Origin of the sequence: Rhodopseudomonas palustris HaA2, from assembly GCF_000013365.1 — a bacterium.
GTDB classification, from domain to species: Bacteria; Pseudomonadota; Alphaproteobacteria; order Rhizobiales; family Xanthobacteraceae; genus Rhodopseudomonas; species Rhodopseudomonas palustris_J.
Map to the genome: position 1 here is coordinate 3,134,189 of NC_007778.1, position 20,074 is coordinate 3,154,262.

Genomic DNA, 20,074 nt, shown 5'->3' on the forward strand with positions numbered 1-20,074 from the left:
AGATCCCCATCTGATCGGCTGTCCCCCTACCGCATCTCGTCCGGCGCAGTGACGCCGAGAATGGCAAGCCCTGAAGCCAGAACCGAGACGACGCCCTGAACCATTGCCAGTCGCGCCTTGGTAATCTCTGCATCATTATTGATAATGAAGCGTAAATGAGGCAAATCGCGCCCGCGCGTCCAGAGCGCGTGGAATTCACTGGCGAGATCATAGAGATAGAACGCCACCCGGTGCGGCTCGTGGGCCAGCGCAGCGGCTTCTACGGTCCGCGGGAACAGTGCCAGCCGCCGCAGCAGGTCCAGCTCCGACGGGTCGGTCAGCCGCTCCGCGTTGGCGTCTTTCAGGAAGGCGATGCGAGCCTCGGTCGCGTCCGGCAGGTCCGGGAACAGCTCCTTGGCGTTGCGGAAGATCGAATGGCCGCGGGCATGGCCGTACTGAACGTAGAAAACGGGATTGTCCTTCGACTGCTCGATCACCTTGGCGAGGTCGAAGTCGAGCACCGCGTCGTTCTTGCGGAACAGCATCATGAAGCGCACGGCGTCGGAGCCGACCTCGTCGACGACTTCGCGCAGCGTGACGAAATCGCCCGACCGCTTCGACATCTTCACCGGCTCGCCGTTGCGCAACAGGCGGACGAGCTGGACGATCTTGACGTCGAGCGCGCCCTTGCCGCTGGTCACCGCCGTGATCGCCGCCTGCATCCGCTTGATGTAGCCGCCATGATCGGCGCCCCAGACGTCGACCATGTTGCCGAAGCCGGCATCGAACTTGACCTTGTGATAGGCGATGTCCGAGGCAAAATACGTATAGGTACCGTCAGACTTCAGCAGCGGCCGGTCGACGTCGTCGCCATAGGCCGTGGCTCGGAACAGCGTCTGCTCGCGGTCCTCGTAGTCTTCGACCGGCGCGCCCTTCGGCGGCGGCAGACGGCCCTGATAAACGTCGCCCTTGGCGCGCAGGAAGTCGATCGTGTCGGCGACACGGTTGCGTTCGCCCTCGATCAGAGATCGCTCCGAGAAGAACACTTCGTGCGTAATCGCGAGCGCGGCGAGATCGGCCTTGATCATCTCCATCATCATCGCGATGGATTTTGCGCGGACCATCGGAAGCCACTGCGGCTCAGGCAGTTCTTTCAGCGCGGCGCCGTGCTCGGCCACCAAGGCGGTGCCGACCGGGACCAGATAGTCGCCCGGATAGAGCCCTTCCGGAATAGCGCCGATGTCTTCCCCGAGCGCCTCGCGGTAGCGCAGGAATGCCGAACGCGCCAGCACGTCGACCTGCGCGCCGGCGTCGTTGATGTAGTACTCGCGGGTGACGTCGTAACCCGCGGTCTCGAGCAAATTGGCCAGCGCATCGCCGAATACCGCGCCGCGGCAATGGCCGACATGCATCGGCCCGGTCGGGTTGGCGGAGACGTATTCGATGTTGACCTTCTCGGCCCCGCCGACCCGGCTGCGGCCGTAGCCTGCGCCGGCGTCGAGCACGGCGCGCAGCGCCTCGGCCCAGACCGCAGGCTTCAGCGTCAGGTTGATGAAACCGGGCCCCGCGATCGAGACCGTGTCGATTTGGTCTTCGGCCCGCAGCTTCTCGGCGATCTTCTCGGCGAGGTCGCGCGGTTTGGCCTTGGCGTCCTTGGCGAGCACCATCGCCGCATTGGTCGCCATGTCGCCGTGGGAGGCGTCCTTGGGCGGTTCGACCACGATGCGCGACAGGTCGGTTCCCGTGGGCAGCGCGCCCTCGTCGGTCAGCGCGGCGCAGACCGCGTGCACGCGCGCGAGGATATGGGCGAACAGATGCGTGGACGTGGTTTGATCGGGCATGGCTGCAGTTTTGATTGGGGGATGGCCATTTCCGGCCGGTCGGGCCGCCTAACGCAAATCCGGGGTCGAGTCAAAAAGCCGCTGATGTTCGGTCAAAGCGTAGCGGTCGGTCATGCCGGCGATGAAATTACGGATCCGGCGAAAGCGGTCGGCCTCGCATTCGGCCACTGGGCCATCGGCCGGCAGCCAGTCCGGCGGCAGGTCGGCGGGATGCTCGCAATACCGCCGGAACAGGTCGGCGACGATCGCCTCGGCGTCCCGCATCACCGCCATGACCCGCTCGGCGCGGTACATATGGGTCCAGAGAAAGGCTTTGATCTCGGCCTCCGCGACGGCCGTTTCGGACGGAAACGCGACCATCGCCGTGCTGGCGTGGCGCACGTCCTCGACCGATCGTGGCGCCGCCTCGCCGAGCCGGCGCATGGTCTCTGCCGTGACGGCGCCGATCAGATGCGAAATCAGCTCGCGGACGAGTTCGGCGCCGCGACGGCTCTCGCCCAGCGCCGGATAGCGTCGCGAAATGCCATCTATGAGGGCGGCGGTCAGCGGCACGGCGCGCAGATCGTCGACCCGGAACAACCCGGCGCGAAGACCATCGTCGATGTCGTGGGCGTCGTAGGCGATGTCGTCGGCAAGCGCCGCGACCTGGGCTTCGAGCGAGGCGAAGCTCCATATTTCGAGATCGAAGCGTTGGCTGAATTCGGCAATGCCGATCGGCACGCCACGCTCGGCATGGCGCGGCAGCGGCGCTCCGGTGCGATCGGTCAGCGGGCCGTTGTGCTTGACCACGCCTTCGAGCGTTTCCCAGGTCAGGTTCAGCCCGTCGAAGCCTGGATAGCGGTGCTCAAGTGCCGTCAGCACCCGCAGCGTCTGCGCGTTGTGGTCGAACCCGCCGTGGTCTCGCAGACAGGCGTCGAGCGCTCGCTCGCCGGCATGGCCGAACGGTGGATGGCCGAGGTCGTGCGCCAGCGCCAGCGTCTCGGTCAGATCTTCGTCGAGCCCGAGCTGGCGCGCGATGGCGCGGGCGATCTGGGCCACTTCCAGGCTGTGGGTCAGCCGGGTGCGGTAATGATCGCCCTCGTGAAACACGAAGACTTGGGTCTTGTGCTTCAGCCGACGGAAGGCATTGGAATGGATCACCCGGTCGCAATCGCGGCGGAACGCGCTGCGGTTGCTGCTCGGCGGCTCGGCGAATTGCCGGCCGCGGCTGCGGTCCGGGTCGCAGCTAAAAGCTGCGCGAGGAGCTGCCATTCCGACCGACACGCTGAAGCGACCCCCGACCCGTTTGATTCTGCGGCAGGGTGCACTTAACTATGGCTTGCATGGAAATCCAATGACGGCACAATCCCCGCAGGGGATATGGAGCGACACATGACCGACTCAAGCGTCACCATCAGCGAACGGGCGGCGCGCCGGATCGGCGAGATCCTGAAGGGCGAAGGCGACGGCGCGATGCTGCGGATCAGCGTCGAGGGCGGCGGCTGCTCGGGATTCCAGTACAAGTTCGACGTCGATCGCGCCCGGACCGACGACGACGTCGTTATCGCACGCGACGGCGCCGTCGTGCTGGTCGATTCCGCCTCGGCGCCGTTCCTCGCCGGCTCGGAAGTCGACTTCGTCGACGACCTGATTGGCGCGTCGTTCCGGGTCAACAACCCGAACGCCACCGCATCCTGCGGCTGCGGGACGAGTTTCTCGATCTGACACCCTTTGAACGGAGCGCGCGCCGCTTGGTTTGCTGCTCCCCGGAGCAGAAAATTGGGCTGTCGATGCTGAGACGCTGCGTCAAGAAAAACGCAGCACACATCATTGCTCACGGTTCCCACTTGCATTAATGGCGGCACTCGAACGATCCGCCGGACCAGCATCGCGAACAGTACGTTGGACGGACACGGCCTGCGCCCGCGCGCAGGTCGACGACGGGTCATGCGCGTCTGGAATTGTCGATGCCTGTGCCTGCCAGCGTCCCGCTCCCTCCCCGTCCCCTCACCAGCTTCCGCGTCGGCCTGATCACCGCGCTGGTGCTGGCGGCGCTCTTCGGCGTCATGATCGCGATCACCTTCTCGATGCAGAACGAGGTGATCGCGCGCGACCGCGACAACCAGATGGCCGCGGTCAGCCAAGCGATCACCTCGGCGCTGGATCAGGCCGGACGCTTCGCGCTGACCCAGGCCGAGACGACTGCCCGCCAGACCGGGATAAGCGGCGCTCTGGCGGCCGGTGATCGCGCCGCACTGTCCAACCTTGCCGGCGGCACCTACAATTATCTCAAGACACAGGGCGTGCCGGTGTTCGGCTTTCACGCCGCCGACATGACCTATCTGCTGCGACTGCACCTGCCCGACAAATTCGGCGACGACCTGACCAAGATTCGTCCGATGGTGCTCGCCGCCAACAAGACCAGGCACTCGCAAGTCGGGCTCGAAATCGGCGTCGCCGGCACCTTCGTGCGCGGCATTGCGGTGATCCACGACGGCGACCGCTTCGTCGGCACGGTGGAGGCCGGCCTCAACCTCGAACCGATCCTCGAGCAGGTCAAAACGCTGACCAACGCCGACATCGCCGTGGTGCTCAGCCAATCGCTCACAGGCCTGCCGCCGCATGGTGCCGGCAATACTAGCGCCGGCGAACAATTCGGTGACCTGATCGCATTGGCCTCGACCGATATGCCATTGTTCAGTGGCCTGCTGCGCGAGGGCGCAATCCGGCTGGCACGCACCCGCGAAGTGGCTTCGTATCGGATTCGCGACGACAGCGGCGCTGTTCTGGTACAGCCGCTGATCGATTTTTCCGGCCGGATGATCGGAAACGTCGCCGCCGTCAAAGTCTTCCCGACACATGGCGCGGCTCTGCAGCGGACACGCACCGAGCTGATCGCGGCGGCGCTGATCGGCGCCATCCTCGCCTTTGTCGTCTTCGCGGTGATGGCGCGGATGATCGCCATGCGCGGCGGCCCGCAGGGATGAGAGAACTGCTGACACTGCTTATCTTGTTGGCCGCGGGCTTGCTCGCCGACCCGGCCCAGGCGCGCGCCGGCAAGGAAGGCGTGCCTGACGGCGTCGAACTGCCGATGCAGGTGCGGGTCGGACTGCACGTCCTCGACATCACCGAGGTCAAGGAAGTCGCCGGTCGCGCCCGGCTCCACATTGAAGTCACGCAACGCTGGACCGACCCGCGCCGGCGATTCGATCCGGTCGAGGTCGGCGCGACCCGCGTCGATCGCGTCGGCGCAGAAGCCGATCAGTTCCTCGCGGGAATTTGGACGCCGGGCGTCGCGATCGACAACCAAATCGGCGAACCGCGCTCCAGAACCCAGGCGATCTCGGCCTACGCCGACGGCAGCATCGTGATGGTGGAGCGCTACGAAGCCGACTTCCGCGTCGCGATCGACATGTCGGCGTTTCCGATCGATCGCCAGAAGCTGACGCTGTCGTTCTCGCTGCCGCGCTACGCCAAGCAAGAAGCGATGCTCGTCACCACAGAATCGGATCGTCAGTTCTCCCGGATCGACAACAAGCTGTCGGTGATCGACTGGCGGCCGCTCGATCTGACCTTCTTCTATGACGAAGCGACCGGCTGGAACGCACGCAGCTATTCGCGGCTCAACTCGACGGTCGGGATCGAGCGGCTGTCCGAGCGCTATCTGCTCCGGCTGTTCATCCCGATCCTGTCGACGCTGGCGGTGTCGCTGTTCGTGCTGTGGATTCCGGGCGCGGCGCCGAAGGATCACGGCGGCCTGGTGTTCTCGGCTCTGCTGGCCCTGGCGGCGATCAGCTTCACCTACGAGGCGAGCTTTCCCGGCTCGATCTCGCTGAACACCCCGATCGCCAAGATCATCTCGCTCGGCTATTTCTATCTCGTGGTGGTCGTCCTGATCGATGCCCTGCTGTGGAAGCCCTGCGCCGATCCGACCGCGCGACTACATGGGCTCGCGTCCGGAATTCGTGCGCACAGCAGATGGGCGCTGCCGTCGATCATGGTGATCCTGTGCCTGGCGCTTGTGGTGCGCGGTCTACCGGCGTGAGGTGGTCATCGATCAACGCGCGTCGGCGAACAGCGCCCGCGCATTGCCGTGCGCGATTTTCGCTGCGGTGGCAGGTGGCAGCTGCACGAGCCAAGCCCGATAACCGGCCATGATCTCGCCATAGGCCGCCCAGCGCTCGTTGACCCAGGTGTCCGACCCGAGCAGAAAGCGATCGGGAAACCGCTCGATCAACGCGCGCCACTCCGGCGTCAACGCACCGCCGCCGCCAACGATCCCGCTGCGATAGGACAGCTCGCCCACCAGCTTGGGATATCTTTCGAGTAGCGCGGCGACGCGATCGGTCGAAAGGCCGAAACCGGTATGCGCCCAGATGATCCGAGCGCGCGGATTGTGCCGCATCAGGATCTCGACGGCGTCCTCGTCGGCGTGGGCGTGCAGATAGAGGTCGTGTGCAACCGCGAAATCGACGGTCTTCTTCACCACTTCGGTGTCGGCCGCCGAGCCGGTCAGGTGAAATTCGCCGATGCCGCGGTAGTATCCGCGCTTGAACTCGTCCTGCACCAGATCGAAGATCACCGGGTCCCTGAACCAGGTCTGGATGTCCGGCCGAACCCGATAGGGCCGAATGAACGGCACGATTTGCAGCCCATCCGCGTTGGCCTCCATCAGCACATGGGTGCCCTTGTTGGGGCGGCTGGTCGCGAGGATTCCGGTGACGCGATGGCGCTTCAGCAACGCCAAGACTTCATCCGGCTGATAGTAGGGCGCAGGCTCCCAGTTGTAGTGCAGATGCGCATCGAAGATTTCGATCGGCTCGACGGCCATGCTTCGACCGGAGGCCAGCCCGATCAGCCCGAACGCGACGAGGCTCGCAACCACCCGACGCACCGACAGGCGCGACCTCATTCCGCCGCCACCGCCCGCGGGCGCTCGCCGTCGGGCAATTCCTCGTGCTGCGGCTCGAGCCGGCGCTTCAGCTTGCGATCGATCTTGTCGAGATAGATGTAGATCACCGGGGTGATGAACAGCGTCAGCAATTGCGAAACGCACAGCCCGCCGACCACGGCGACGCCGAGCGGCTGACGCAGCTCAGCGCCAGCGCCGGTGCCGAGCGCGATCGGCAGCGTGCCGAAGATCGCGGCGAAGGTCGTCATCATGATCGGTCGGAACCGCAGCAGTGCCGCCTCGCGGATGGCGTGCTCGGCCGACAGCCCGACGCGCCGCCGCTCCAGGGCGAAATCGACCATCATGATCGCATTCTTCTTGACGATACCGACCAGCATCACGATGCCGATCATCGCGATCACCGAGAGCTCCATGTCGAACAGCATCAACGTCAGGATCGCGCCGATACCGGCCGACGGCAGGCCGGAGATGATGGTGATCGGGTGGATGAAGCTCTCGTACAGGATGCCGAGGATCACGAACGCCGCGAACACTGCGGCGAGGATCAACACGCCCTGCCCGCGCAGACTTTCCTGAAACACCTGGGCCGTGCCGGAGAACCCGGTCACGATCGTGACCGGCAAATTGGACTCCTGCTCGATCTGGGTGATGCGATCGACCGCGGCGCCGAGCGACTGGCCTTCCGCGAGATTGAACGAGATCGTCACCGCGGGCTGCTGACCCTGGTGATTGATCTGCAGCGGGCCGACGGTGGGCACCATCTTGGCCACCGCGTCGATCGGAATGGTCTGGTTGTTGCCGGTCTTGAGATAGAGCTTCGAGATGTCGTTCGGATCACCGCGGAACTGCGGCTGCACCTCGAGGATAATCTGATAGTCGTTCGACGGCATGTAGATCGTGCCGATCTGCCGTGCACCGTAGGCGTTGTAGAGCTGGTTGCGCACCTGATCGACGGTGATGCCATAGACGGCCGCCTTTTCGCGGTCGATCTCGATCGTCATTTGCGGGTTCTTGATGTAAAGATCAGTGGTGACGTCGAGCAGGCCCGGCAATCTGGCGATCTTGTCACGCATCTCCGGGGCGAGGCGGTACAGCGCCTCGGTGTCGCCGCTCTGCATCACATATTGATACTGGCTTTTGGAAATGCGGCCGCCGATCGACAGATTCTGGATGCTCTGGAAGAACACCTGCATTCCGGGGATCTGTCCGGCCTTCTGCCGCAAACGCGTGATCACCTTGGCGGCCGGATCGCGCTCTTTGATCGGCTTCAGGGCGACGAACAGCCGGCCGTAATTCGCGGTGGCATTCGGGCCGCCGGCGCCGACCGTGCTGTTGATGTAGTCGACAGCCGGATCGGTCTTGATGACCTCGACCAGCGCGAGCTGGCGATCCTTCATCGCCTCGAACGAGGTGTCGGTCGCGGCCTCGGTGACGCCGATCAGGAAGCCGGTATCTTCCTGCGGAAAGAACCCTTTAGGCACGACCATGTAGAGATAGATCGTGCCGCCGAGCGTGGCGAAGGTCACCATCAGCATCAGGAATTTGTGCGCCAGCACGCGGTCGAGCGCCCATTCGTAGCCGCGCAGCCAGCGGCTGAACATCGTCTCGAAGCCGCGCAGGACGATGTTTTCCTTCTTGTGCGGGTCGTGCGCCTTGAGCATTCGCGCGCACAGCATCGGCGTCAGCGTCAGCGACACGAAGCCCGACACCAGGATCGCCACAGCGATGGTGACGGAAAATTCGCGGAATACGCGGCCGACAATGCCGCCCATCAGCAGCACCGGGATGAACACCGCGATCAGCGAGAAGGTGATCGAGATGATGGTGAAGCCGATTTCGCGCGCCCCCTTCAGCGCCGCATCGAACGGTCGCATGCCTTGCTCGACGTGGCGCATGATGTTCTCGAGCATGACGATGGCGTCGTCGACGACGAAGCCGACGGACAGCGTCAGCGCCAGCAGCGTCATGTTGTTGATCGAGAAATCGAGCATGTACATCACGGCGAAGGTGCCGAGCAGCGAGATCGGCACCGCCAGCGCCGGGATGAAGGTCGCGGACGCCTTGCGCAGGAACAGGAAGATCACCAGCACGACCAGCACAACGGCGATCGCCAATGTCTCCTGGACGTCGAACACCGCCTGCCGCACCGACACAGAGCGGTCCATCATCACGGTCATCGCGACCGAGGGCGGGATCTGGGCGCGCAATGACGGCAGCTTGGCGCGGACGCCGTCCACCACGGCCACGGTGTTGGCGTCGGGTTGTTTCTGGATCGCAAGCACGATCGAGCGCTCGCCGTTGAACCAGGTCGCCAGCCGGTCGTTCTCGACGCTGTCGTAGACCCGGGCGACTTCATCGAGCTTGACCGGCGAGCCGTTGCGCCAGGCCACCACGATGTGGCGGTAGTCGACCGCCTTGTCCATCTGGCCGGAGGCCTGCAGCGCGAAGTCCTGCTTCGGCCCGCTCATGGTGCCGACCGGGGTCGAGGAATTGGCGCGCGCCACCGCGATGCGGATGTCTTCGAGCGACAATCCACGTGCCGCAGCGGCTTCCGGATCGGCCTGGACCCGAATGGCGAACTTCTGCGCGCCGTAGATCGTCACCTGAGCGACGCCGGGAATCTGCGACAGAGCCTGCCCGATGGTGATGTCGCCGTATTCGTTGACCGCAGACAATGGCAGCGTCGGCGAACTCAACGCCACGAACAGCACCGGGAACTCCGCCGGGTTCACTTTTCGAAAACTCGGGGGCGTCGTCATCTCGATCGGCAGGCGCCGCTGCGCGATCGTCAGCGCGGTCTGGACGTCGAGCGCGGCGGCATCGATATTGCGGCCGAGGTCGAACTGGATGGTGATGACCGAGGTGCCCTGCGACGAGTTCGACGACATCGAGGAGATGCCGGCGATGGTCGAGAGCTGGCGCTCGATGATGCCGGCGACCGACGCCGCCATGGTGTCGGCGCTGGCGCCCGGAAGCGTCGCCGTCACCGCAATGGTCGGGAAATCGACTTTCGGCAACGCCGAAACCGGCAGCAGTCGATAGCCGAAGATCCCGAAGGCGATGATCGACGCGGTGATCAGCGTGGTCAGAACCGGCCGCCGGATGCACAGCTCGGAAAGGGTCATGGTCTCAGGCTCCGGCCCTGCGGCTGCGCGGCTCGACCCTGGTGCCTTCCGACAGCAGCAACTGGCCGTCCGTCACCACGTCTTCGCCGCCAGCAAGGCCATCGGTGATGACGGACTCTCCCATGAAGGTGCGGCTGACGGTGACCGGCTGGACGTGCGCAACGCCGTTCTTGATCACGAACACAAAATTGCCGCCCTGACTGCGTTGCACCGCCACGGTGGGCACCGCAACGGCCTCCTCGGTCCGAACGGTGAGCTTGGTATTGACCAGCGTTCCCGGCCACAGCGTCTCGTTGCTGTTTTCCATGACGCCGCGGACCGTGACCATGCCGGTGGTGGCGTCGACGGTGTTCTCGACCATTGCCACCTTGCCCTCCTCGGATCGGCCGCTCCCGGGAATGGTAGCGACCACCTTGGTGGCGCCTGCTTTCATCGCATCGCGCAGATCGACCAGAACCCGCTGCGGGACGGCGAAAGTGACATAGACCGGCGCCATCTGGTTGATCGTCGCCAACGGCGCGGTGTCCGCGGGGCGGACGAAATTGCCGATTTTGACGTTGGCGGCGCTGATCCGGCCGGAGAACGGCGCGCGGATCGCAGTATAGCTTTTCTGGACCCGCAGATTATCCAGCGCCGACTGGGCGCCCCTGATGGTTCCCGCGAGGATGTCGGCCTGGGTCTTGGCGTTGTCGAGGTTGACCTGGGTGGTGGCGCCCTTCCCGATCAATTCGTTATAGCGGCGCAAGTCCCGTTCGGCGCCGGCGAGCTGGGCGCGGTCGCGGGCGAGATTGCCTTCGGCCTGCTCGATCTGGGCGTCGATCTGGCGCGAGTCGAGCGTGAACAACAGATCGCCTTGCTTGACCCGCGCGCCGTCCTCGAAATGGACGTCGACGATGGTGGTTTCGAGCCTGGATTTCAGCGCAACGCTGGAGATCGGCGTCACCATGCCGATCGCGTCGACATCGACCGGGATCGGTTTCCGCACCGCCTTGTCCAGATCGACCGTGACCACACGCGTCCGCGGCGCGCTTTTGGTCGCGACCTGGCTTTTCGACCAGTACGGCTGCAGGACAACAGCGGCCCCTGCGGAAATGCCCAGAAAGCAGGCAATGATGATCCAGCGACGTTTGGCCATGACGCTCCGCGTTGATCTTGCCACGCCCGACGGCATCCACCGCCCGCGCGCTCCCGAGGCGTCATTACGCCCGATTTTTCTGAGGCTTACCACAGCCCCCGCAACCATGGTATGGCACCAGCCCGGATTTTTGAACCGACGGATAACGACATGCGGATCGCAACCTGGAACGTAAACTCTGTCAGGCAGCGACTGGATCACCTGGTCAGTTGGCTGAACGAGTGCGCGCCGGACGTGGTGTGCCTGCAGGAGATCAAGTGCGTCGACGAGGCGTTTCCGCGCGAGGCGATCGAAGCGCTCGGCTACAATGTCGTCACCCACGGCCAGAAGACGTTCAATGGCGTCGCATTGCTGTCGAAATATCCGCTGGAGGAAGCCACCCCTCGCCTCGCCGGCGACGACGATGATACTCACGCCCGATTCCTCGAAGGCGTTGTGTCGCTGAAGCGCGGCGTGGTCCGTGTCGCCTGCCTCTATCTGCCTAACGGGAATCCGGTCGAGAGTGAAAAATATCCCTACAAGCTACGCTGGATGTCGCGGCTTCTCGAGTACACGCAGCAGCGCCTGAAAACCGAGGAGCCGCTGATCCTGGCCGGCGACTTCAACGTGATCCCGCAACCCATCGACGTCCACAACCCGGCCGGCTGGGTCGATGATGCATTGTTCCGGCCGCAGACGCGGGAGAGTTTCCAGGCTCTGCTCGGCCTCGGACTCACCGATGCGCTGCGCGCCTCCACCGACGCGCCGGGCCAATACACATTCTGGGACTACCAGGCCGGAGCCTGGCAGAAGAATTGGGGACTGCGGATCGACCACCTGCTGCTGTCGCCGCAGGCTACCGACCGGCTCCGCAATGTCGGCATCGACGCTTACGTGCGGAACTGGGAGAAGCCGTCCGACCACGTGCCGGTGTGGGCGGATTTCGATCTGGATGCCGCCTGAGGCTTCGGGGCTTGATCCAAGCAAAGCTCCGTAGCGAAATTCGGTCTGGCCAAGCCCAAAACCGACCGTCGCCGATGTTTCGTGTGCACCTGAGCGATCGCCGCTCCTCATCGTACAGCCATCGCTTTGTTGCTGCGATCATTGTCAACGATACCGCCGGCGCCGGGAACGGCCGCGCCGCTATGGTTCAAGCGGCGTGTAGCACCTGACGCCGCCATCTCATGCGACCACCGTCTTGCGCGACCTGCTCGCGCGGCACGCGGGCCGGATCGGCGAACCGGGAGCGAGTTCGAGGTGAAGTCGCGCCAGTAAATACCGCCAAGGCTTTCCGATGTCGGTTCACGCAGTTACCGCGGCTATTTGACGCGAGGATTGAGCCGGGTCTTCGACCGGTACGATCGGCTTCGACTCCATCGCTCGTTCCGTTGACCAACTACGTAAAAAGCACACGACTGCAGGGCTTTCCGTCGAGTCTCATTTCCATATCCGTTGCATTGCACCATGATCTCTCGAGCGAAGTAATTGTCGCGCGCCTACACCAAACGTAGCGGTTGACGGATTCAACTCCGAAACACGAACATGCCTCCAGAAGCGACCAAAGCTCTGGCCGAACGATCTCGCATGTGTGGGAGCGACGGTAACAAGAAGCGCTGATGTTGAAACGCCGAGGAGGAAACATGGCCAACGACAAGCTCATCATCAATCGTAGAACTGCACTCAAGACCGGGCTTGCCGGCGCGGCCGCGCTGGCAACGCCGACGTTCTTCATCCGCGACGCCTGGGCCGACGACTTCTGCAACATGCCCAAGGGCAAGGAAGTCACGTTCGGCTTCAACGTGCCGCAGTCCGGCGCCTATGCCGATGAAGGCATGGATGAACTCAAGGCCTATCAGCTCGCCGTCAAGCACCTCAATGGTGAGGGCGATGGCGGCATGCTCAAGACCATGAAGCCGCTGGCGCTGAAGGGCAACGGCGTGCTCGGCAAGAAGGTCGCCTACGTCTCCGGCGACACCCAGACGAAGGCCGATCAGGCGCGCGCCACCGCCAAGCGCATGATCGAGAAGGACGGCGCGATCATGATCACCGGCGGCTCGTCGTCGGCCGAAGCGGTCGCGGTGCAATCGCTGTGTCAGGACGTCGGCGTGATCTTCATGGCCGGCCTCACCCACTCCAACGACACCACCGGCAAGGACAAGCGCGCCTACGGCTTCCGCCACTTCTTCAACGCCTATATGTCGGGCGTGGCGCTTGGACCGGTGCTCTCCGAAGCCTATGGCAAGGACCGCGCCGCCTATCACCTGACCGCCGACTACACCTGGGGCTGGACCCAGGAAGAGTCGATGAAGGATGCGACCGAAAAGCAGGGCTGGAAGACGGTCAAGGCCGTCCGCACCCCGCTCGGCGCTGCCGACTTCTCGCAGTACATCACCCCGGTGCTGAATTCCGGCGCCGACGTGCTGATCCTGAACCACTACGGCAAGGACATGATCAACTCCTTGACCCAGGCGGTGCAGTTCGGCCTGCGCGACAAGATGGCGAACGGCAAGAAGTTTGAAATCGTCGTTCCGCTGTTCTCTGAACTGATGGCGCAAGGCGCCGGCGATGCGATCAAGGGCATCTACGGCACCGCCAATTGGGACTGGAAGCTGGAAGACGCAGCGACCAGCGCCTTCACCAAGTCGTTCGGTGCGGCCTATGGCACGCCGCCGTCGCAGGCCGCCCAGACCTGCTACGTTCAGGCGATCCTCTACGCCGACGCCTGCGAGCGTGCCGGCAGTTTCAACCCGTCTGCCGTGATCAAGGCGCTGGAAGGCTTCGAGTTCGACGGCATGGGCAACGGCAAGACGCTGTACCGCGCCGCCGACCATCAGTGCTTCAAGGACGTGCTGGTGGTGCAGGGCAAGGACAAGCCGAAGGACAAGTTCGACCTGCTCGAGGTCCGGAAGATCGTGCCGGCGTCTCAGGTCACCTATGACCCGAGCATCTTCGGCGGCGAACTCGGCTCCAAGGACGCCAAGAAGTGCGGATAATCTGACCCTGTCGGATTTGCCGCAAGCAATTCGGTAGGCCTGGACTCCTATTCCGGTCGGTTGCGTTCTGGCGACGCAGCCGGCCGGCTGTGTCTTGCGACGGTAGCCGTCACGACATGGCAACGCTCGTACAGCCAATACCAGTTTCGAGGTGACGATTTTCGTCGCCGGACGATTTCGTGGACACGCGCCGCGCGTGGCTCGATGGGAGATTGACGACGCATGGACGCCATTTTTCTGCAGATCCTGAACGGCCTCGATAAAGGAGGAGCCTATGCGCTGATCGCGCTCGGGCTGACCCTCGCCTTCGGCACGCTCGGCGTGGTGAACTTCGCGCACGGCGCGCTGTTCATGCTCGGCGCGTTCTGCGCCGTGGTGTTCAACAAGCTCCTGACTTTGGAGATCGTCAAAGTCGACCCGACGCGGACCACCCCGTGGGGGTCGCCGCTCGAGGTCAAGACGCCCTACGTCCAGGCGATGCTCGGCGACTGGGGCAAGATTTTGATCGACTACTCGGTGCCGGCGTCGATCCTGCTGGCGATTCCGGTGATGCTGCTGATCGGCATCATCATCGAGCGCGGCCTGATCCGGTTCTTCTACAAGCGCCCGCATGCCGACCAGATCCTCGTCACCTTCGGCCTCGCCATCGTGTTGCAGGAGATCGTCAAGCACTTCTTCGGCGCCAACCCGATCGCGCAGTCCGCGCCGCAGATTTTCTCCGGCAGCCTGCAGTTGACCGAGGCGATCGTCTATCCGTACTGGCGCATCGTCTATCTGGCGTTTTCGCTGGCGGTGATCGCGGCGGTGTTCGCCTTTCTACAACTCACCACCTTCGGCATGGTCGTTCGGGCCGGCATGCAGGACCGCGAGACGGTCGGCCTGCTCGGCATCAACATCGAGCGCCGCTTCACAATCGTGTTCGGTCTCGCCGCGGTGGTCGCAGGGCTTGCCGGAGTGATGTACACGCCGATCGTGCCGCCCGACTATCACATGGGCATGGATTTTCTCGTGCTGTCGTTCGTCGTCGTGGTGGTCGGCGGCATGGGGTCGCTGCCGGGCGCCGTGCTGGCGGGGTTCCTGCTCGGCATTCTGCAGTCGTTTGCCTCGATGAACGAGGTCAAGAGCCTGGTGCCGGGCATCGACCAGATCATCATCTATCTGGTCGCCGTCGTGATCTTGTTGGTGCGCCCACGCGGACTGCTGGGGCGCAAGGGCGTGATGGAGAGCTGATCAGATGAAGCATACCTCCAAACTCGCCGACGTCGCACTGTTGATCGGCTTTGCCATCGTGGTCGCGCTCGGGCCGGTGATCTTCACCCCGATCGGCGCCGGCTATCCCGACCTTCTGCAGAAGTTCGCGATCTACGGCATCTTCGCGATCGGCTTCAACATCCTGTTCGGTCTCACCGGCTATCTGTCGTTCGGCCACGCCGCGTTTCTCGGTGTCGGCTCCTACGCCGCGGTGTGGTCGTTCAAGCTGGTCTCGATGGACCTGCTGCCGGCGGTGGCGTTCTCGGTCATCCTCGCGGGCCTGCTGGCGCTGGCGATTGGGTTCATCAGCCTGCGGCGCTCGGGCATCTACTTCTCGATCCTGACGCTCGCCTTCGCGCAGATGTGCTACAATATGGCGTATTCGGTGCTGACGCCGATCACCAATGGCGAGACCGGATTGCGCGTGTTGCGCCAGGATCCGCGGCATCTCGACGCCGCGCTCGGCTACGTCTCGCCGACGCCGTCGCTGCTCGGCCTGCCGATCACCGGATGGACCGGCTTCTACATTTGCGGCGCGGTGCTGGTGGCGGCATTCGGCCTGTCGATCGCGATCTTCCGCTCGCCGTTCGGCATGACGCTCCGCGCGATCAAATCGAACCAGAACCGGATGGGATATACCGGCTATCACACCAGGCCGTATCTGCTGTCCGCCTTCGTGATTTCCGGCATGTTCGCCGGTCTGGCCGGCTCGTTGCTGGCGGCGACCGATCCGCTGGTCGGCGCCGAGCGGATGCAGTGGACCGCGTCGGGCGAGGTGGTGCTGATGACCATCCTCGGCGGCTCCGGCACGCTGCTCGGTCCGGTGCTCGGCACCGGCCTCATCAAGTATTTCGAGAACATCTTCTCGGCCTACAACGAGCAGCAACTGACCGCCGTGTTCGCCTTCTTGCCGGATGGCGTCCGCGAACTGGTGGTCAAGACCGCAGGCCTGTTCGTGGGCGAAGGTTGGCAGCTCACTCTCGGCCTGTTGTTCATGGCGGTGGTGATCTTCCTGCCCGGCGGCATTATGGAAGGCATCAACCGGCTGCTCGGCTTCAAGCACACGCCAAGGGTCAAGTCGCTCGGCGACTCGCCGCAGCGCGATGGCCTCGGTGAGAGCGTGATCGAAGAGATGCCGTCGAGTCACGGCGCGGCGGCGGCCGAGAAGAAGGTCGCCGAGAACGAGACTGCCGAGAAGAAGAGGGCCGTTGCGCCATGATTGCGACCAACGACATCGTTCTGCACATCGACCACGTCCACAAGACCTTCGCGGGCCTGCACGCGTTGGCCGATGTGAATCTGGATATCCGCGAGGGCGAAACCCACGCGATCATCGGGCCGAACGGCGCCGGCAAGTCGACGCTGCTCAACGTCTGCGTCGGCGTGCTGCCGCCGACCCAGGGCAAGGTGATGTTCCACGGCACCGAGCTGACGGGGCTCAAGCCCTACGAGATCAACCAGCTCGGCGTCGCACGGGTGTTCCAGACGCCGGAGATCTTCGGCGATCTCACGGTGCTCGAGAACGTGATGATGGCGATGCTGTCGCATCGCGACGGCGCGTTCCGGCTCAAGCTGGTGTCCCGTTTCGACGAGCAGGGCGAGATCGGGCAGCGCGCCATCCAGGCGCTGCGTGAGCGTGGGCTGGGCGAGCATCTGTATCATCTCGGCGGCGCGCTTTCGCGCGGCGACAAGCGGCGGCTCGAGATGGTGATCGGACTGGTGCAGAAGCCGAAACTATTGTTGCTCGACGAGCCGACCGCCGGCATGGCCCGCGCCGACACCAACGCCACCATCGAGATCCTGCGGCAGATCAAGGATTCGGGGATGACCATCGTCATCATCGAGCACGACATGCATGTGGTGTTCTCGCTCGCCGACCGCATCACCGTTCTGGCCGGCGGTCGCGTCATCGCGCAGGGCGTCCCCGACGAAATCAAGGGCAATCCCAAGGTGATCGAAGCCTATCTTGGCGAGGAACAGGTATGAGCACGAAGACAATCGAACGCCCCCACGCGGGCCATGCCGGCGCCGCGCCGTTCTTTTCCTGTCGTGACATCAATGCCTATTACGGCGACAGCTACATCGTGCAGAACGTCTCGTTCACGCTCAACAAGGGCGAGATCCTGGCGCTGCTCGGCCGCAACGGCGCCGGCAAGACCTCGACGCTGCGGGCGATCGCGCGCGCGTCGACGCCCGAGCTGCATTCCGGCGAAGTCATCCTCGACGGCGTCAAGCTGCACGGCAAGCCGAATTACTACGCGGCGCAAGCGGGCATCCAGCTTGTGCAAGAAGACCGCCGGATCATTCCCGGCATGACGGTCGAGCAGAACCTGCAGATCGCGGTGATCTCCGGCAGTGTCGGCTGGTCGTTCGAGCGGATTTACGAGCTGTTTCCGCGGCTCGCCGAACGGCGCAAGCAGGAAGGCGTGACGATGTCGGGCGGCGAGCAGCAGATGCTGGCGATCGCCCGCGCCCTCGCCCGCGACCTCAAGCTGCTGTTGCTCGACGAGCCCTATGAGGGCCTCGCCCCGGTGGTGCGGCACGACATCGCCAAGGCGCTGATGGAAGTGCGCGCGGCGGGCATCACCACCATCATCGTCGAGCAGAACGCAGTCGCCGCCCTCAACCTGTCGGATCGCGCCGTCATTCTCGACACCGGCGAAGTGGTGTTCGATGGCACCGCTAAGGAAGTTCTCGACAGCGAGGACCTGCGTCTGAGATATCTGGCGATCTGAGCCCGGGTGGCGTCGTCAGCGCCCTCCTCCGCGGCGCGTCGCTTTGGGTGTCGTCACGTGCTCTTGGTTGTCCGGGCGCTGGCCCACAGGCCAAGCAGCCCGACCGGCAACAGCAGTGTCCATTGTGGCAGCTTGAAGAGCCAGCCCGACTCCGGTTGAAGCGCAATGATGGCCAGGAACACGCCAGCAAAGCAGCACCACGATACCGAGATGAACCAGACCAGATAGCGTGACGCCTCAGCGTGCCGGGGCAAGCCGCCAACGAATAGCGCGACAGCCGACAAAATCAGCGCTGCCGATCCCATGTGCCAGACAGCGTGGAGAACCAGCTTTGGCCATGTCTCCAGCGTCGACGCCAACAGCGGATCGACCACGCCGCGACTACCCATGAAAATGTGGATAAAGGCGGTGATGGCGGCGAGTGCTGATGCGACCGCGAGCGTTCGATTCATGCGTCCTCAACCCGAAGAGCTGGCGCCCGCCGCCTTGGGCCGACGAGGACATCGGCCGGCGCGGCGGATCGAGCCGTGCAAACCGCCGAGGGACAGTATCCTGTCAGAATGACATGTATATTGTCGAAAGGAGCGTGCCGGTCACACCAACAGCTATCAGGGACGATCTGATCCAGATTCGCGCTGCCCGCCCCCGTCGGTACGACGACGCGTCCGTTGCCGACGCGTCAGTCGCGTCGGCCCTGCACCCAGTGCTCGAGCATCTGCAGCGCCATGGCGCGGTCGTCGTCGGAGGCCTTGGCGAAGGCCCTGTTGTAGCTGTCCTTGATCCATGCCTCGTCTGGCGTAGCGCTGTCGCGGGCGAGCGTCAGCCACATCAGGCCGCGAGCGGCCTGGCGCGGCAGTTTTTCGCCGTTGAAGAGCAACTGGCCGAGCATCGCCTGGGCCTGGTGCTGGCCTTTCTGCGCCGCGAGGCCTAGCCAGCGGGCGCCGTACCGGAAATCGCGCGGCATTCCAATACCGTCGATATACAACCTTGCCAAGTCGTACTGCGCATCGGCATTGCCGAAATACGACGCCGCATAGGAGAACATCTCCCGCGCCCGCTCCGTGTCGCGCTTGACCTTCGAATTCGGGATGCCGTCGAGATAGTAACGGCCGAGCGCAACGAAGGCATTGGCCACGATCGCGGCCTGCGGCGCGGACGGGCTGTCCTCGGCATGGGCGTTGGCGATCTTGCTGAAATAGTCAAACGCGCGCAGATCGTCCTGAACCACGCCGTTGCCGTCGGCATACATCCGGCCGAGACGCCATTGCGCAATCGGGTGACCGCCCTCGGCGGCATATTGCAGCGCCGTCAGCGAGGTGGTGGCTGCCTCTGCCGGCATCGCCTTTTTCAGCACAGGCGCGGTGCCGGGCTGCGACGAGGCGATCGGGATCGCGGTGTTCTCCGGGCTGACGGGAGTGCCCTCGAAGCCGAATGCCGGCGACATGGCCGCCGTGGCGCCCATCACCAACGCAATCAAGGTTGTACGCTCAAACTTCCGCATCGCACTGCATCTCGCGGGCCAGGCCCGGCTTCAGCCGGGACGCCATCCAAATCGCCCCCAACCGAATGTTGGTCTTCCGGCTTCCGGCTTTGGACTTGCGCGGCACCGGGTGGGCGGAGGTCAACTTTCTGTCAAAGGCATCCCCGCCCCAAGACGAGGACGATCCAAGTTCGATGCGGGTGCGGTGATTGCGCAAGATCATCTTCGGCAGTTGCAAGCCGACAAAATCCTTCATGTCTTTGGCGACATGACGGCCGACCAGTTTCGAACCCGCGGCACACGGTGACTTTTTTGGGGTTTCAGCGCGGCCGAAGCTGAGCATTGCGGCAAACCGGTCGTGCCCACGTGCGTGGGTCGCTGTCGTCCGGCGACCGCGAAGCGTCGATTTGCGCTGCACCCTGGCGTCCATTGCGTACCCGATTTCTCCGGCCGTCGGTCCCACCCGGAGCCTCCCCAAGGCAGGGATCATCCGGTGACTTTGACCTGATCTTTGTCGCCTTATCCTGTGATCATGATTTCATTGAGCGGTGTGGCTAAAAAGCGGCGCGCGCAAGAACGACCGTCAAAGACGGTTAAATGATCCGGAACTGTGGCGTCGAGGCAACAAGCGTTGCCGCACGGCCACCGTCTGTGCGACCGGAGGG

The 20,074-nt window shown here is 64.0% G+C and carries 17 protein-coding genes; 9 read left to right on the plus strand and 8 right to left on the minus strand.

The genetic code is table 11. The annotated features are described in order from the left end of the window. Positions 1-26 precede the first annotated feature (26 nt). Entirely contained in the window at positions 27-1,820 is a 1,794-nt protein-coding gene (gene argS, locus RPB_RS13850; protein ID WP_011441637.1) for an arginine--tRNA ligase, read from the minus strand. Positions 1,821-1,868: 48 nt separating this feature from the next. After that, complete coding sequence (locus tag RPB_RS13855) at positions 1,869-3,083, minus strand: deoxyguanosinetriphosphate triphosphohydrolase (RefSeq protein ID WP_011441638.1); 1,215 nt, start codon at positions 3,081-3,083, stop codon at positions 1,869-1,871. Between the two features lie 108 nt (positions 3,084-3,191). On the opposite strand from RPB_RS13855, the gene erpA reads away from it, so the two are divergent. The 3 genes from erpA to RPB_RS13870 all read left to right on the plus strand — a co-directional run bounded on the left by erpA (position 3,192) and on the right by RPB_RS13870 (position 5,844). After that, a complete protein-coding gene (gene erpA / locus RPB_RS13860; RefSeq protein ID WP_011441639.1) occupies positions 3,192-3,524 on the plus strand; it encodes an iron-sulfur cluster insertion protein ErpA in 333 nt (110 codons plus the stop codon). 242 nt (positions 3,525-3,766) lie between these two features. Continuing rightward, positions 3,767-4,786, plus strand: a complete 1,020-nt coding sequence (locus RPB_RS13865; RefSeq protein ID WP_011441640.1) for a cache domain-containing protein — start codon at positions 3,767-3,769, stop codon at positions 4,784-4,786. Beyond that, complete coding sequence (locus RPB_RS13870; protein WP_011441641.1) at positions 4,783-5,844, plus strand: hypothetical protein; 1,062 nt, start codon at positions 4,783-4,785, stop codon at positions 5,842-5,844. The genes RPB_RS13865 and RPB_RS13870 overlap by 4 nt, the downstream gene beginning before the upstream one ends. A 12-nt stretch (positions 5,845-5,856) precedes the next feature. Here the strand turns inward: RPB_RS13870 and RPB_RS13875 are convergent, their stop codons facing one another. The 3 genes from RPB_RS13875 to RPB_RS13885 are packed head-to-tail and all read right to left on the minus strand — an operon-like array spanning position 5,857 to position 10,971. Beyond that, complete coding sequence (locus RPB_RS13875; RefSeq protein WP_011441642.1) at positions 5,857-6,711, minus strand: amidohydrolase family protein; 855 nt, start codon at positions 6,709-6,711, stop codon at positions 5,857-5,859. Then, a complete protein-coding gene (locus RPB_RS13880; protein WP_011441643.1) occupies positions 6,708-9,836 on the minus strand; it encodes an efflux RND transporter permease subunit in 3,129 nt (1,042 codons plus the stop codon). The genes RPB_RS13875 and RPB_RS13880 overlap by 4 nt, the downstream gene beginning before the upstream one ends. Before the next feature lie 4 nt (positions 9,837-9,840). Beyond that, positions 9,841-10,971 (minus strand): efflux RND transporter periplasmic adaptor subunit, encoded by a 1,131-nt coding sequence (locus tag RPB_RS13885; protein ID WP_011441644.1) that lies wholly within the window; start codon positions 10,969-10,971, stop codon positions 9,841-9,843. Between the two features lie 150 nt (positions 10,972-11,121). On the opposite strand from RPB_RS13885, the gene xth reads away from it, so the two are divergent. The 6 genes from xth (at position 11,122) to RPB_RS13915 (ending at position 17,929) form a co-directional block, all read left to right on the plus strand. Beyond that, positions 11,122-11,913, plus strand: coding sequence for an exodeoxyribonuclease III (gene xth / locus RPB_RS13890; protein ID WP_041798250.1), 792 nt, complete (start codon positions 11,122-11,124; stop codon positions 11,911-11,913). A 677-nt stretch (positions 11,914-12,590) separates the two neighbouring features. Beyond that, a complete protein-coding gene (locus RPB_RS13895) occupies positions 12,591-13,943 on the plus strand; it encodes a substrate-binding protein (protein ID WP_011441646.1) in 1,353 nt (450 codons plus the stop codon). 222 nt (positions 13,944-14,165) lie between these two features. Continuing rightward, positions 14,166-15,173 (plus strand): branched-chain amino acid ABC transporter permease, encoded by a 1,008-nt coding sequence (locus RPB_RS13900; protein WP_011441647.1) that lies wholly within the window; start codon positions 14,166-14,168, stop codon positions 15,171-15,173. A 4-nt stretch (positions 15,174-15,177) separates the two neighbouring features. Continuing rightward, complete coding sequence (locus tag RPB_RS13905; protein WP_011441648.1) at positions 15,178-16,413, plus strand: branched-chain amino acid ABC transporter permease; 1,236 nt, start codon at positions 15,178-15,180, stop codon at positions 16,411-16,413. Further along, positions 16,410-17,180 carry an ABC transporter ATP-binding protein gene (locus tag RPB_RS13910; protein ID WP_011441649.1) on the plus strand — a complete coding sequence of 257 codons (771 nt, stop codon included), beginning with the start codon at positions 16,410-16,412 and terminating at the stop codon, positions 17,178-17,180. The genes RPB_RS13905 and RPB_RS13910 overlap by 4 nt, the downstream gene beginning before the upstream one ends. After that, positions 17,177-17,929 carry an ABC transporter ATP-binding protein gene (locus RPB_RS13915; RefSeq protein ID WP_011441650.1) on the plus strand — a complete coding sequence of 251 codons (753 nt, stop codon included), beginning with the start codon at positions 17,177-17,179 and terminating at the stop codon, positions 17,927-17,929. The genes RPB_RS13910 and RPB_RS13915 overlap by 4 nt, the downstream gene beginning before the upstream one ends. Positions 17,930-17,982: 53 nt before the next feature. Here the strand turns inward: RPB_RS13915 and RPB_RS13920 are convergent, their stop codons facing one another. The 3 genes from RPB_RS13920 to RPB_RS13930 all read right to left on the minus strand — a co-directional run bounded on the left by RPB_RS13920 (position 17,983) and on the right by RPB_RS13930 (position 19,839). Then, positions 17,983-18,381, minus strand: coding sequence for a hypothetical protein (locus RPB_RS13920; RefSeq protein WP_011441651.1), 399 nt, complete (start codon positions 18,379-18,381; stop codon positions 17,983-17,985). Positions 18,382-18,608: 227 nt separating this feature from the next. Next, a complete protein-coding gene (locus RPB_RS13925; protein ID WP_011441652.1) occupies positions 18,609-19,430 on the minus strand; it encodes a tetratricopeptide repeat protein in 822 nt (273 codons plus the stop codon). After that, positions 19,417-19,839 carry a hypothetical protein gene (locus tag RPB_RS13930; protein ID WP_198135110.1) on the minus strand — a complete coding sequence of 141 codons (423 nt, stop codon included), beginning with the start codon at positions 19,837-19,839 and terminating at the stop codon, positions 19,417-19,419. Before RPB_RS13930 ends, RPB_RS13925 begins: the two co-directional genes overlap by 14 nt. Positions 19,840-20,074: the final 235 nt, after the last annotated feature.

Coding starts and splice junctions, on each gene's coding strand:
- argS (WP_011441637.1), bottom strand. CDS start 1,820: ATGCCCGATCAAACCACGTCCACGCATCTGTTCGCCCATATCCTCGCG.
- erpA (WP_011441639.1), top strand. CDS start 3,192: ATGACCGACTCAAGCGTCACCATCAGCGAACGGGCGGCGCGCCGGATC.
- RPB_RS13865 (WP_011441640.1), top strand. CDS start 3,767: ATGCCTGTGCCTGCCAGCGTCCCGCTCCCTCCCCGTCCCCTCACCAGC.
- RPB_RS13870 (WP_011441641.1), top strand. CDS start 4,783: ATGAGAGAACTGCTGACACTGCTTATCTTGTTGGCCGCGGGCTTGCTC.
- RPB_RS13875 (WP_011441642.1), bottom strand. CDS start 6,711: ATGAGGTCGCGCCTGTCGGTGCGTCGGGTGGTTGCGAGCCTCGTCGCG.
- RPB_RS13880 (WP_011441643.1), bottom strand. CDS start 9,836: ATGACCCTTTCCGAGCTGTGCATCCGGCGGCCGGTTCTGACCACGCTG.
- RPB_RS13885 (WP_011441644.1), bottom strand. CDS start 10,971: ATGGCCAAACGTCGCTGGATCATCATTGCCTGCTTTCTGGGCATTTCC.
- xth (WP_041798250.1), top strand. CDS start 11,122: ATGCGGATCGCAACCTGGAACGTAAACTCTGTCAGGCAGCGACTGGAT.
- RPB_RS13895 (WP_011441646.1), top strand. CDS start 12,591: ATGGCCAACGACAAGCTCATCATCAATCGTAGAACTGCACTCAAGACC.
- RPB_RS13900 (WP_011441647.1), top strand. CDS start 14,166: ATGGACGCCATTTTTCTGCAGATCCTGAACGGCCTCGATAAAGGAGGA.
- RPB_RS13905 (WP_011441648.1), top strand. CDS start 15,178: ATGAAGCATACCTCCAAACTCGCCGACGTCGCACTGTTGATCGGCTTT.
- RPB_RS13910 (WP_011441649.1), top strand. CDS start 16,410: ATGATTGCGACCAACGACATCGTTCTGCACATCGACCACGTCCACAAG.
- RPB_RS13915 (WP_011441650.1), top strand. CDS start 17,177: ATGAGCACGAAGACAATCGAACGCCCCCACGCGGGCCATGCCGGCGCC.
- RPB_RS13920 (WP_011441651.1), bottom strand. CDS start 18,381: ATGAATCGAACGCTCGCGGTCGCATCAGCACTCGCCGCCATCACCGCC.
- RPB_RS13925 (WP_011441652.1), bottom strand. CDS start 19,430: ATGCGGAAGTTTGAGCGTACAACCTTGATTGCGTTGGTGATGGGCGCC.
- RPB_RS13930 (WP_198135110.1), bottom strand. CDS start 19,839: ATGGACGCCAGGGTGCAGCGCAAATCGACGCTTCGCGGTCGCCGGACG.